Source organism: Rhodopseudomonas pentothenatexigens (assembly GCF_900218015.1).
GTDB classification, from domain to species: domain Bacteria; phylum Pseudomonadota; class Alphaproteobacteria; order Rhizobiales; family Xanthobacteraceae; genus Rhodopseudomonas; species Rhodopseudomonas pentothenatexigens.
The window spans coordinates 15,151-28,109 of sequence record NZ_UFQQ01000023.1 but is presented as its reverse complement, the minus strand read 5'-3'; the positions used below and the strand labels follow the sequence as shown (position 1 = coordinate 28,109).

General features: G+C 66.9%; 9 protein-coding genes. 7 read left to right on the top strand and 2 right to left on the bottom strand.

The genetic code is table 11. The annotated features are described in order from the left end of the window. Positions 1-48: 48 nt before the first annotated feature. Positions 49-705, bottom strand: coding sequence for an RNA polymerase sigma factor (locus tag DWA33_RS19090; RefSeq protein ID WP_114360103.1), 657 nt, complete (start codon positions 703-705; stop codon positions 49-51). A gap of 943 nt (positions 706-1,648) precedes the next feature. Here DWA33_RS19090 and DWA33_RS19085 point away from each other — a divergent pair. Then, a complete protein-coding gene (locus DWA33_RS19085) occupies positions 1,649-2,692 on the top strand; it encodes a hypothetical protein (RefSeq protein ID WP_147305250.1) in 1,044 nt (347 codons plus the stop codon). A 174-nt stretch (positions 2,693-2,866) separates the two neighbouring features. Beyond that, on the top strand, positions 2,867-3,436 hold the full coding sequence (locus DWA33_RS19080; RefSeq protein WP_114360101.1) for a DUF4142 domain-containing protein: 570 nt from the start codon (positions 2,867-2,869) through the stop codon (positions 3,434-3,436). A gap of 128 nt (positions 3,437-3,564) precedes the next feature. Here DWA33_RS19080 and DWA33_RS19075 read toward each other — a convergent pair whose 3' ends face one another. Further along, positions 3,565-5,859 carry a molybdopterin guanine dinucleotide-containing S/N-oxide reductase gene (locus tag DWA33_RS19075; protein ID WP_114360156.1) on the bottom strand — a complete coding sequence of 765 codons (2,295 nt, stop codon included), beginning with the start codon at positions 5,857-5,859 and terminating at the stop codon, positions 3,565-3,567. Positions 5,860-6,142: 283 nt separating this feature from the next. Between DWA33_RS19075 and DWA33_RS19070 the strand changes: the two genes are divergently transcribed. From DWA33_RS19070 to DWA33_RS19050, 5 genes are all read left to right on the top strand, one after another. Beyond that, complete coding sequence (locus DWA33_RS19070; protein ID WP_114360100.1) at positions 6,143-7,033, top strand: LysR substrate-binding domain-containing protein; 891 nt, start codon at positions 6,143-6,145, stop codon at positions 7,031-7,033. Positions 7,034-7,230: 197 nt separating this feature from the next. Further along, positions 7,231-8,505, top strand: a complete 1,275-nt coding sequence (gabT, locus tag DWA33_RS19065; protein WP_114360099.1) for a 4-aminobutyrate--2-oxoglutarate transaminase — start codon at positions 7,231-7,233, stop codon at positions 8,503-8,505. Positions 8,506-8,541: 36 nt separating this feature from the next. Next, a complete protein-coding gene (locus tag DWA33_RS19060; protein ID WP_114360098.1) occupies positions 8,542-9,993 on the top strand; it encodes an NAD-dependent succinate-semialdehyde dehydrogenase in 1,452 nt (483 codons plus the stop codon). Positions 9,994-10,044: 51 nt separating this feature from the next. Then, positions 10,045-11,343, top strand: a complete 1,299-nt coding sequence (locus DWA33_RS19055) for an ArgE/DapE family deacylase (RefSeq protein WP_114360097.1) — start codon at positions 10,045-10,047, stop codon at positions 11,341-11,343. Continuing rightward, a complete protein-coding gene (locus tag DWA33_RS19050) occupies positions 11,343-12,926 on the top strand; it encodes an acetolactate synthase large subunit (protein ID WP_114360096.1) in 1,584 nt (527 codons plus the stop codon). The genes DWA33_RS19055 and DWA33_RS19050 overlap by 1 nt, the downstream gene beginning before the upstream one ends. Positions 12,927-12,959: the final 33 nt, after the last annotated feature.

The following is a 12,959-nucleotide window of genomic DNA, read 5'->3' as shown; positions in this document are numbered from 1 at the left end:
GGACTCCCGCCGATCAGGCGGACGGCGGTGACGGCGGACGAGTTATGGTTAGCAATCGGTGAAGATGTGCCGAATGTCGCGTTCGTTCCGCCGAAGCAGATCGCGTAGTTGCTGTCGGCCACGCTTGAGCAACGATTCCACCGCGGACACCGTGGTCTCCATCACGTCGGCGATCTCGCGATTGCTCATGTTCTCGTGGTACGAAAGGATCACCGCGACCCGCTGCTGTTCGGGGAGCTGCTGCATCGCGCGCTCCAGCAGGATGGTGACTTCGTCGCGCTGGATCGTCGAGACCGCGTCGGGCTGGGTGTCGGCGGGCTCGGGCACGGCGTCGACATTATCGGTGCGCGGCTGGCGATGCAGGTCGATGCAGCGATTGGTAACGACGCGATACAGCCAGGTCGAGAACTTGGCGCGGCCGTGCTCCCACTGTCCGCGCCGCGTCCAGACTTTCAGCATGGTATCCTGCACGACGTCTTCGGCATCGTCGCGATTGCCGAGGATCCGGAGTGCGACGCTGAAGGCACGGTCGATGTGACGTTCGACCAGACAGCGAAATGCCCCTTCGTCGTCGTTGGCGAGTCGATCGAGCAGTTCGTCGTCTTCGTCGCGCGGACGCGCGGGCGCGATCGACGCGTCCAGTGCAGGCGCGGTCATCAACGATGCGGCCTCGACCGGAGAGCTGATATCGAGCGCATAGGCCATTCCTATCTCCCGACCCGTTGTGCCGAGCATGTGATGCTGTGCGCGGCTTCGACGGTTGATACGCGCCGGCCCGAGAAATCAGGCGATGAAATTTGCTCGATTGACCAAAGGCTTAAGTGGAAGATTTTGCCGACCGGGCGGCAATATTTGCCGATGAGAAGTTGCCGAGCCGGGGGCATGACGAACCGGCTGCCGTGTCGCCGACCGGCGCCCCGCTCTCGACGTGCAGATAGTCTGCCTCGTTGATATCGATCGGATTTCGCGCGCGATCCGATGGTGCGACTGCGCCACGTAGATGCCATCATGTGATACTCGTGACGCTCATGCACTCGGCAGCAGTTTCCGATTCGGGCATCGTCGACGCTATCGCAGTTGCATCGATCGATAGTTAATACGAACTACCAGCCATGCATTCTGGCGCGGTCAAACGCGTGCAAGCCGCGCTCAGCGCAGGAGTAGCAACGATTGGAAACATGGCGACAAATCCGGTGACAGAACGAGGAGTGGAGGTCCACTCACGACGTACGGCAGCGCGATCGTGCGCCCGGAAACGCCCGCTCGGCCGTACCACTGTCGACACAGGCTGAAAGGTCCGACGATGATCCGGTTCGATGAGTTCGCCTCCTGCTCCGCGATGCCGCGACTGGGTGAGGCGCAGTGTGCGCGTCTCCGTCAGCTCGCCGAGTGTCGGACCGCGATGGTGATATGGGACAGGACCACGACGACGGTGCCGCCCGGAGCGCTGGTGATGGTGCTGGAGCCACTCAACGCGGTGCGGGCCGAGGCCTTGGCCGGCTCGCTCGATTCCTCGGCGGTCGTGGTTGTGGCGGGCGCGGAGCATCCGGCGTTCGATGCTGTCAAGGCGCGGTTCGAAACCCACGGGCTGATCGGCGCCGATCATGCGGAGGCGCCGCATCAATTGTGGTGGGGCGGCCGGGAGCCGGTGGCGCTGCCGACCGGTGTGTATCGGCGGGACGGCGTGCTGATCGTGTCCTGCGCGGGGCCTGCCGCGGCATTGGACCAACGCCGGAGGGGACTGAGTGCCGATATCGCGCGGCTGGGCCTTGATGCGGTCGTCGAGACGTTGCCGTCGGAGCCGGCGGAGGTGTTCGGCTGCGCGGCGAAGATCGACATGATCTGGCGGCAGCTCCAGCGCACGGATCGTCCGGTGTTGTGGATCGATCCGGAAGCTGCGGTCAAGGAGTTGCCGATGCTGCCGCAGGCGCTGGAATACGATGTCGCCTTTCACCGCCGCGCCGACGGGATCATCGATACCCGGGTGATGGCGTTCCGGCCGAGCGCGGCGACCGCGGCGCTGTTCAAGGTGTGGCGGCGCCTCAACGCCGGATTCCCGGCGTTGCCGGAGAGCTACGTGTTCGATCAGGCCTGGATCGTCACGTCGGCTCAGCGACAGTTGGAGACCGTCTGGTTGCCCCGGAGCTATTGCGAGAGCGACCCGATGATTCAGGGTGCCGTGGTCCGGGTGCCACCATCGCTGCCCCGAGGGAGCTCCGAACTGCAAATCAGTCGGCCCCCCGCCGCGCATCGGTTCGGGCGGCCGCAGCAGCCGGAGCCGGTGCTGATCATGCAGAGCCCCGATCCGTGCCGGCGGCCGGTCACCGTCGCAATCCGCCAGGAGGCCGACGCCCCGGTTGCAGACGCCTGCACGGCGATCGAGGCGATCGCATCGGCATTCGCCGCCGACTCCGGCGGCTTCGCCCGGCTCGAAGTGGTGTTGTGCGACGGTGACGAGATCGATCCGCGGATGGGCGGTGATGGTGAGACCTGGGTGGTGTTGACGGAGGCCGACGAGCCCTGCGCTCTGGATGCGTTTGTCGGGCTCGCGCAACTGGCCGATCTCGCCGAAGCGGAGCCGGACAGTGTCGTCGCCGAGGTCTCTGCCGACCCTCGAGCGAAAGTGGTTCGCGGTCCGCAGCGCTGTGACGCCGGGCTCGGGCCCTTCGTCCGGCACCCGCTGCCGGCCTGATACGGCGACAGAGCAGGGCGGTATCCACTTGTGGGTGTCGCTCATTCGGCGGATCGACGCCCGCCGGCGCTTCGAGGAACGACCGCTTTCTCTCCGAGTTCGGTCGGTTGCGGGCGCAGGCATATTCGCCTGCACGCTCATGATCGCATCGGACCTGGATGAGGAGAGATCGAGATGAAGAGCGCCGTCATCGTGCTGAGCGGTCTGTTGCTCGCCACTCCTGTCGTCGCCCAGACGGCGCAGCAGAAGGCGGGCGGGGCCGTCCAGTCGCTCAGTGCGTCGAGCGCGAGTTTCGTCAAGCAGGTGGCGATCTCGGATCTGTTCGAGATCGCGTCGGCGCGGCTGGCGTTGGCGAGGGGCAGCGACGCGCAGAAGCAGTTCGCCAATCAGATGCTGCAGGATCACGGCAAAACGTCGGCCGATCTCAGGCGGATCATGATCGAGCGCTCCTTCAGCGTGGATCTGCCGAGCCAGCTCGATCGCAAGCATCAGGCGATGCTGGACAAGCTGAACGGCACCGATGGTGAGCAGTTCGTCGCGACCTACGCGGCGCAGCAGGTGCAGGCTCACCAGGACGCGGTGGCGTTGTTCGAGGGCTATGCCAACAACGGCGACCTGCCGCGACTGAAGCAGTGGGCGGCGCAGACCCTTCCCGTGCTCCAGCACCATCTTGAGATGGCACAGAAGCTCGGCCCGTCGCAGGCCGGCGCGCCAACCGTCGGAACGGCTCCGGCCGCGAAGTAAGCGTCGGCGGCAGCTTGCATCGAGACGCTCGGCGCCGCCGCCGCTTCGTGGCTGCGCTGCGACTCGAGTGGGCGATTGCCGGGGTCGCCGCAGGGCGTTCGACCGCCCAGACGGAGCCCTGAGGGGAATCAGCGCTGCGCTACCGGCGTCGGTGGCTCGTAGGCCAGGATCGGCGGTAGCGGGCCGGTGTACTTCTCGCACGCGACGATGGTGACCTGACCGGTGCAGCCCTGCGCCAGCCGCGACGTGCCGACGTCCCGCGTCAGCACGTTCGGGTTGCCGTGGACGCACAACGGCGCGTCCGCATCGCCGGCCGCCGGATCGTACCAGGCGCCGGTCGGCAGGTGTACCACGCCCTCCGCAACCCGATCCGATATCGCCGCGGCCGCCAGGCAGGCGCCGCGGTCGTTGAACAGGCGGATGATGTCGCCATCGGCGATGCCGCGCGCCTCCGCGTCGACAGGATTGAGGCGGGCGACCTCGCGACCTGCGATTTTGCTCGACTGGCTGTGCCGGCCGAAGTCGAGCTGGCTGTGTAGCCTTGTCGCCGGCTGATTGGCGATCAGCGTCAAGGCGTAGCGCGGCGTCGGCGGCTCGGTGCAAGGCAGCCAGGTCGGATGGCCGGGGCAATCTGCGTAGTCGAATCCGGCGATGGTCTCGGAGAAGATTTCGATCTTGCCGCTCGGCGTCGGCAGCTTGTGAGCTTCCGGGTCGTTGCGGAAGGCGCGCAGCAAGCCGCCGTCGTCGGGTTCGGACGGCAGCGCCAACTCGCCGCGACGCCAGAACTCGGCGAAGTCCGGCGCATCCCAGCCCCGGGCGGCGAGCGCCTGGCGGGTGGTCTCGTACAGATGCTCCATCCATTGCCGGCTGTCCCGGCCTTCGGTGAAGGCCTGTTCGACGCCGAGGCGCCGCGCCAGCGCCGAGAAGATCTCGAAATCGTCCCGCGCCTCGCCGACCGGCGGCGCCACCTTGCGCATCGCGATCAGCCGGGGATCGGTCGCGGCGGCGCCGATATCGTCGCGTTCCAGCGTCATCGTCGCCGGCAGCACGATGTCGGAAAATCGCGCGGTCGGAGTCCAGGCGGTTTCATGGACCACGATGGTCTGCGGCACGTTGAAGGCGCGCCGCAGCCGGTTGATGTCCTGATGATGATGAAACGGATTGCCGCCGGCCCAATACACCAACTTGATATCGGGGTAGGTCAGTGTCCGTCCGTTGTAGTCGAACGGCCGGCCCGGATTGAGCAGCATGTCGCTGATCCGCGCCACGGGAATGAACGCATCGACGCCGTTGCGGCCCTGCGGCATGGTCGGGATCGGAACGGCGTTGACCCGACGGCCGGTGTGTCCGAGCGCCCCCAGCGCGTAGTTGTAACCGCCGCCGGGTAGTCCGATCTGTCCGAGCATCGCGGCCAGCACGGCGCCCATCCACACCGGCTGCTCGCCGTGTTGCGCGCGCTGCAGCGAATGCGACACCGTGATCAAGGTGCGACCCTGCGGCAGCCTGCGGGCGAGCGCGACGATGTCGGCCGCCGGCATGCCGGTGATCTCCGATGCCCATCCGGCATGTTTCGGCTGACCATCGTCGATGCCGAGCAGATAACGTTCGAACAGCTCGTAGCCGGTGCAGTAGCGCGCCAGGAAACCTCGATCGTGCAGGCCTTCGGTCACCAGGCTGTGCGCCAGCCCGAGCATCAAGGCGACGTCGGTGCCGACCTTTATCGGAAGCCAGGTCGCGTCGGCCTGTTCGGGCAGATCGTCGCGGAGCGGGCTGACGCAATAGAATCGCGTGCCGCGCTGCGCAGCCTTGCGCATGGCGTCGCGCTCGATGTGGCGGCTGATGCCGCCGCTCGCGACCATCGAGTTCTTCAGCGCCATACCGCCGAAGGCCAGCACCAGATCGGTATGCTCACTGATCTGATCCCAGGTCACGTTACGACGCGACAACGCCTCGAACGACCCGAGGACGTGCGGCAGGATCACCGCGGAGGCACCGGCGCTGTAGCTGTTGACGGAACGGACGTAGCCGCCGAAGGCGACGTTGAGAAACCGATGGATCTGGCTTTGCGCGTGATGAAAGCGGCCGGCGCTGGCCCAGCCGTAGGAGCCGCCGTAGATCGCATCGGCGCCGTAGCTGGTATGTACGCGGGACAGTTCGGCGGCGAGCAGGTCCAGCACTTCGTCCCATGGCAACTCGACGAACGCGCCATCAAACGCGCGAGGCTCGCCGGTTTTCTCAAGCCAGCTACGCCGCACCATCGGACGCTCGATGCGCGCTCTATGGCGCAACGTGTCGGTGAAATTGCCCAGGATCGGCGACGGCGCCGGGTCGCCAGGATCCGGCGCGATCTCGACGCCGCGGCCGTCCCAGCGTGCCGAGAAAGCGCCCCAATGCGAACTGTGCGAGCTCCAGCCGTCGTTCATCCCGTCGTTCTCCTTCGATCGTTCGGGGCGGCCGGCCCGTTCCGCGAAACGAGCCGGCCGTGTTTGCGATCGTTCAAAATCGATGCGAATGCCGGACGGCCGATCGACCATTCGCGGCGGATAGGGAGCGTTACGCATTTGTGACGGTTGCGGATGCGTGCGACAAGAGCGAAATTTTCAGCCGGCCTCACGTTCGGGACATGACTGAGCCTGGCCCGGCGTATCCACGACAAGGAGCTAAAGTGCGAGCGTGCCGCTTTCCTGATCCGGTGTCGAATTGGTCATGACGCGTCGCCGATTGCCGTCGCTGATCGCGCTGCGTGCCTTCGAGGCCGTCGGGCGCACCGGCAGCGTGCGCGCCGCCGGCGACGAACTCGCGGTCAGCCACACCGTGGTATCACGTCATTTGCAGAACCTGCAGAAGACGCTCGGCGTCGCGCTGGTGCGCGGCGAAGGTCGGGGTGTGATGCTGACCGACGCCGGGGCGAGCTTTCATGCGCAGATCTCGCAGGCGTTCGACATTATCGCCCGCGCCACGATGAGTGCGCGACCGTCGTCGCTGCCGACGCTGAACATCTGGTGCATTCCTGGAATCGCCAACCGCCTGTTGCTCTCCCGGCTGCCCGAGTTGACCGGACCGCCGCGCAACTGGGAGGTGAATCTGCAGCCGACGCTGACGCATCCGGATCTGGCGCGCGGCGAGGCGGACGCCGAGATCGTCTACGCCGACACCGTCGACTCGCGCGGGTCGCTGATCGCCGAAGCGCTGGTGCGGCCGCGGGTCTTTCCGGTGGCCAGCCCGGCCTATCTGGCGCGCTACCCGGCGATCCGCAGCCTCGACGACCTGTCCAAGATCGCACTCATCCATGAAGAATCCACCGAGCAATGGGCGCGGTGGTTCGAACTCGCCGGGCTCGACGACCTGCCGCCATTGCGCGGCCAGCGGCTGTGGCACGCCCATTTGGCGATCGAAGCGGCGCGGCTCGGCCAGGGGGTCGCGCTCGGCAACGAGGTACTGGTCGACGACGACCTGCGCTCCGGCGCGCTGGTCGAGGTGATCAGTTCGTCGGTCTATATGGAGACATATCAGCTCGTCGCGCTGAAGCAGCGATGGGGCGATCCGGAGATCGTCGCACTGCGCAACTGGCTCAAGCGGGTCCTGGCGGAGCGTTAGGTCGCCGGCAGCGACTGGCGCGAATGCGACGTCGCGCTGTCTGCCGGACGAGCAGATCGCCCAACAAATCACCAGCATTTGCCCGCATTGGTGCAGCGACCATTGATTGGTGCATGCAAGTCACCAGAGCGAACTTACAAGCTGATTGATTGTCGTGATTGCTGCTCTAGCTTGGCCATCAGTTCGGGAGAGAGCTGATGACGAATAGTGAGTTGCTGGCACGCAGGCAGTCTGCCGTCGTGAGAGGTGTCAGCCAGGCGACGCCGATTTTCGCCGAGCGGGCGCTGAACAGTGAGATCTGGGACGTCGAGGGCAAGCGCTACATCGACTTCGCCGGCGGCATCGCCGTGCTCAACACGGGGCATTGCCATCCGCGCGTCGTCGCGGCGATCCGCGATCAGTTGGATCGATTCACCCACACCTGCTTCCAAGTACTTCCTTACGAAGGCTATATCCAGCTCGCGGAGCGGCTGAATGCTCTGGCGCCGATCAACGGCCCGTTGAAATCCATTCTGCTCAGCACCGGTGCGGAAGCTACCGAAAACGCCGTCAAGATCGCGCGCGCGGCGACCGGCCGCAGCGGCGTGATCGCCTTCACCGGCGGCTTTCATGGCCGCACCGCGTTCGCATCCGCGATGACCGGCAAGGTGATCCCCTACAAGAAGGCGCTCGGCCCGCCGCTGCCCGGCGTGTGGCATGCGCCGTTCCCCGTGGCCGGCGGCGATGTCACCGTCGAAGACGCATTGCGCTGCGTGTCCTTCATCTTCAAGGCCGACATCGACGCCTCGCAGGTCGCGGCGATCATCATCGAGCCGGTGCAGGGCGAGGGCGGTTTCCATCAGGCGCCGCCGGAATTAATGCGCGGCCTGCGCCGGATCTGCGACGAGAACGGCATCGTGCTGATCGCCGACGAAGTGCAGACCGGCTTCGGCCGCACCGGCAAGATGTTCGCGATGGAGCACTACGACGTCCAGGCGGACATCGTGTGCGTCGCCAAGAGCCTCGCCGGCGGCATGCCGCTGTCCGGCGTGATCGGCCGGGCCGCGATCATGGATGCGGCCGAGCCGGGCGGACTCGGCGGGACCTATGCGGGCAATCCGCTGGCCTGCGCCGCCGCGCTCGCGGTGCTCGACGTGTTCGAGCAGGAGAACCTGATCGCGCGGTCGAACCAGATCGGCGAACGGCTGCGCAGCGCCATCGACCGCTTCGCGCTGTCGAACACGCTGGTGCCGACCTCGGTTGCGCGCGGGCCCGGTGCGATGGTCGCGTTCGACATTCTGAAGCAGCGCAGCGGCAACGAACCGGATGCTGAGACGACCAAGCGGGTGACGCGCCTGGCCTACGAGAGCGGCCTGATCCTGCTGTCGTGCGGCACCGCGGCCAACACCATTCGCATCCTGGTGCCGCTGACGGCGTCGGATGCCATCGTCGACGAAGGCTTGGCCATCTTGGAGCGTTGCCTTGCCGCGTAGTGCTGGCGCGCGTGCGTCGAAACGGGACTAATCGAGATGCTGATGCCGAGTGATCCCGGCCTGTTGGCCGAGCGCTGCCTGATCGGCGGCAAGTGGTGTGGTGAGGCCGTCGACGCGGTGTTCAACCCCGCGACCGGCGAGCGCATCGGTGCGGTGCCGCGGTTCGGTGCGGACGAAGCCGAGGAAGCGGTTCGTGCCGCCGGCCTCGCGTTCCGGCAGTGGTCGAAGATGCTGGCGAAGGAGCGCGCGACGATGCTGCGCGCCTGGTTCGACCAGATCATCGCCCACCGCGACGACCTCGCAAGGCTGCTGACGTCAGAACAGGGCAAGCCGCTCGCCGAAGCGCTCGGCGAGATCGACTATGCGGCGTCGTTCGTCGAGTTCTATGCCGAGGAGGCTCGGCGGATCTACGGCGAGACGATTCCGGCACACCGTGCCGACTCCAGAACGATGGTGATCCGGCAGCCGGTCGGCGTCGTCGCGGCAATCTCGCCGTGGAATTTTCCCGCCGCGATGATCACCCGCAAGGTGGCGCCGGCGCTGGCCGCCGGTTGCACCGTGGTGATCAAGCCCGCACCGGAGACGCCGTTCACGGCGCTCGCGCTCGGCGTGCTGGCGCAGCGCGCCGGCTTTCCGCCCGGCGTGCTCAATATCATCACCGGCGACGCGCCGGCGATCGGCAAGGCCTGGACCGAGCATCCGACGGTGCGGGCGATCAGCTTCACCGGCTCGACCGAGGTCGGCAAGATCCTGATGCGCCAGGCGGCCTCGACGGTGAAGAAGGTCGGGCTCGAACTCGGCGGCAACGCGCCGTTCATCGTGTTCGACGATGCCGACCTCGACGCCGCGGTCGACGGCGTGATCGCTTCGAAGTTTCGCAACATGGGGCAGACCTGCGTCTGCGCCAACCGCATTTACGCGCAGGACGGAATCTACGACGCGTTCGTCGAGAAGCTCGCCGCGAAGGTCGCCACGCTGCGGGTCGGCAACGGCCTCGAGGACGGCGTCACCCAGGGCCCGCTGATCACCAAGGAGGCGGTCGCCAAGGTCGAGCATCATCTCGCCGACGCCGTCGCCAAGGGCGCCAAGATCGTGCTCGGCGGCAAGCGTCATGCGCTGGGCCGCACGTTCTTCGAGCCGACCGTCGTCACCGGAGTGACGGCCGACATGGTCGTCACGCGCGAGGAGACCTTCGGTCCGGTCGCGCCGGTGTATCGCTTCAGCGACGAGGCCGACGTGATCGCGCAGGCCAACGACTCGCCGTTCGGACTGGCGGCTTACTTCTATGCGCGCGACCTCGGGCGGGTGTTCAGGGTCGCCGAAGCGCTGGAGTCCGGGATGGTCGGCGTCAATTCGGCGCTGCTCGGCGCCGACGTGGTGCCGTTCGGCGGCGTCAAGCAATCCGGCCTCGGCCGCGAAGGATCGCGCCACGGCATCGAGGAATACGTCGAGACCAAATACATCCTGCTCGGAGGCCTCGACCGCTGACGGGCCGCGATCTCGAACAAGCCGATCTGCAAATCGAAGGGAGACTGAAACGTGGCGACTGATACTATGACCAAGTCGGAGTCGATCGCCGACAGCCTGCGTGCCGCCGTCGATCGCAATTTCGACGATCAGGTCGCGTTTCTCCAGCGCATGGTTCAGTTCCGCAGCCTGCGAGGTGAGGAAGCGCCGCAGCAGGAATGGCTGGCGCAGCAATTCGCCGATCGTGGTTACAAGGTCGACACCTTCAGTCTCGCCGACGTCGATATCGCCAGCCATCCCAAGGCTGCGCCGATGGACGACATCGATCCGGCCGGATCGATGCAGGTGGTCGCGACCGCGGACAGCGACGGCAAGGGCCGCAGCCTGATCCTGCAGGGTCACATCGACGTCGTGCCGGAAGGGCCGGTCGACCTGTGGAGCGATCCGCCGTTCGCCGCCACGGTGCGCGACGGCTGGATGATCGGCCGCGGCGCGCAGGACATGAAGGCCGGCGTGTCGGCGATGATCTTCGCGCTCGATGCGATCCGCGCCGCCGGCTACGCGCCGGACGCGCGGGTGCATCTGGAGACCGTGACCGAAGAGGAGAGCACCGGCAACGGCGCGCTCTCGACCCTGATGCGCGGCTATCGTGCCGATGCCTGCCTGATCCCGGAGCCGACCGGCCACACCCTGACGCGCGCGCAGGTCGGTGCAGTCTGGTTCCGGCTGCGGGTGCGCGGCACGCCCGTGCATGTCGCTTATTCGGAGACCGGTACCAGCGCCATCCTGTCCGCGATGCACCTGATCCGCGCCTTCGAGGAGTACACCAAGAAGCTCAATGCCCAGGCGGTGCGCGATCCGTGGTTCGGGCAGGTCAAGAACCCGATCAAGTTCAACGTCGGCCTTATCAAGGGCGGCGACTGGGCGAGCTCCACTGCCGCCTGGTGCGAGCTGGACTGCCGGCTCGGCCTGCTCACGGGTGACACGCCCGAGCAGGCGATGCGTGGCATCGAACAATGCCTCGCCGAAGCGCAGGCCAGCGACGCGTTCCTGTCGGAAAATCCGGCCGAGCTGGTCTGGAGCGGATTCAAGGCCGACCCGGCGGTCTGCGAACCGGGGGGAGCCGCCGAAGCGGCACTCAGCATCGCGCACCAGGCCGCCTTCAAGGCGCCGCTGGATGCGCGGCTGTCGACCGCCGTCAACGACACCCGCTACTATTCGGTCGACTACGGCATCCCGGCGCTGTGCTACGGCCCCTACGGCGAGGGACCGCACGCGTTCAACGAACGCATCGATCTCGAAAGCCTGCGCAAGACGACGCTGAGCATTGCGCTGTTCGTCGCCGAGTGGTGCGGGCTGAGGAAGCTGTGATGGCGATCGCAGCCGTGTCGACCTCCGCCACGCAATCGATGACCGGGGCCGACCGGCTGTGCGACGCGCTGCTGGCCCACGACGTCGACGTGTGTTTCGCCAATCCCGGAACCTCGGAGATGCACTTCGTCGCGGCGCTCGATCGTCAGCCGCGGATGCGGTGCATCCTGGGCCTGTTCGAGGGCGTCGTCACCGGCGCCGCCGACGGCTACGCCCGGATGCGCGACAAACCGGCGGCGACGCTGCTGCATCTCGGCCCCGGCCTCGCCAATGGCCTGGCGAACATGCACAACGCTAGGCGCGCGCATTCGCCGATGATCAACATCGTCGGCGACCACGCGGTCGAGCACCTGCCGCTGGATTCGCCGCTGACCAGCGACATCGACTCGCTGGCGCGTCCGATGTCGCGCTGGGTCAGGCGGATCGGCGACCCGTCGCGGATCGATCACGACGTCGCGGAAGCCTGGGCACAGAGCATGGCGCCCGGCATCTCGACGCTGATCCTGCCCGCCGACATGGCGTGGAACGAACACGTCTACGGTTCGGATCTCGCTCACGGCAAACGACTGCCGCAGACGCCACTGGAGCAGGAGACCGTCGCCCGCATCGGCGCCGCGATCCGCGCCAAGCGCAAGGTGGTGTTGCTGCTCACCGGCGCCGCGTTGCGCGAGCGACCGCTGTGGATCGCCGACAGCATCCGTCGCGCGACCGGCGTGGAGATCTATGCGCAGGGCACCAACGGCCGGATCGAGCGTGGCCGCGGCCGGGCGCCGATCGCCAAGCTGCCGATGACGCACGATGGCGGCGGCGCATTGCTGCGCGACACCGACATGCTGGTGCTGATCGGCGCCAAGGAGCCGGTGGCGTTCTTCGCCTATCCGAACCGGCCCGGCCGGCTCGCGCCGCCGTCCTGCGAGATCGTGCGATTGGCGGGGCCCGATCAGGATCTGGTGCAGGCGCTGGAGTGGCTGGCGGACGAAGCGGGCGCCCAAGTCGAGCGGATATCGGATGTTCCGGCCGCGACCGCTGTGCCGACCAGCGGCGGCGCTCTCAGCGTGGATGCGGTGAACCGTCTGGTCGCGGCGCGGCTGCCGGAGCAGGCGATCATCTGCGACGAGGCGCTGACGTCGTCGGGGTTCTTCGAGCTGTCCTACGACGCACCGGCGCACGATTATCTGCAGATCACCGGCGGAGCGATCGGGATCGGCATTCCGATGGCCGCGGGCGCTGCGGTCGCGTGCCCCGGCCGCAAGGTGATCAACCTGCAGGCCGACGGCAGCGGCATGTACACGGTGCAGGGGCTGTGGACCCACGCTCGGGAGAACCTCGACGTTCTGACGATCGTGTTCTCGAACCGCTCCTACGCCACATTGTGGGGCGAGATGAGTAAGGTCGGCGCGCAGACGCCGGGACGCAATGCGCAGCGGATGCTGCAGCTCGATCAGCCCGAGCTCGGCTGGACCAAGCTGGCCGCGGGGCTCGGCGTCGAGGCCAGCCGGGTCACGACGGTGTCGGAGTTTTCGCGCGCGCTCGACGCCGCGCTCGCGCGCCGAGGTCCGTATCTCATCGAGGCGATGGTCTGATGCACGGACCACCTTCGCCTCAATCATCAACAT

Excerpts from the sequence above, each read along its gene's own strand:
- DWA33_RS19090 (WP_114360103.1), bottom strand. The coding sequence starts at position 705 with ATGGCCTATGCGCTCGATATCAGCTCTCCGGTCGAGGCCGCATCGTTG.
- DWA33_RS19080 (WP_114360101.1), top strand. The coding sequence starts at position 2,867 with ATGAAGAGCGCCGTCATCGTGCTGAGCGGTCTGTTGCTCGCCACTCCT.
- DWA33_RS19075 (WP_114360156.1), bottom strand. The coding sequence starts at position 5,859 with ATGAACGACGGCTGGAGCTCGCACAGTTCGCATTGGGGCGCTTTCTCG.
- DWA33_RS19070 (WP_114360100.1), top strand. The coding sequence starts at position 6,143 with ATGACGCGTCGCCGATTGCCGTCGCTGATCGCGCTGCGTGCCTTCGAG.
- gabT (WP_114360099.1), top strand. The coding sequence starts at position 7,231 with ATGACGAATAGTGAGTTGCTGGCACGCAGGCAGTCTGCCGTCGTGAGA.
- DWA33_RS19060 (WP_114360098.1), top strand. The coding sequence starts at position 8,542 with ATGCTGATGCCGAGTGATCCCGGCCTGTTGGCCGAGCGCTGCCTGATC.
- DWA33_RS19050 (WP_114360096.1), top strand. The coding sequence starts at position 11,343 with ATGGCGATCGCAGCCGTGTCGACCTCCGCCACGCAATCGATGACCGGG.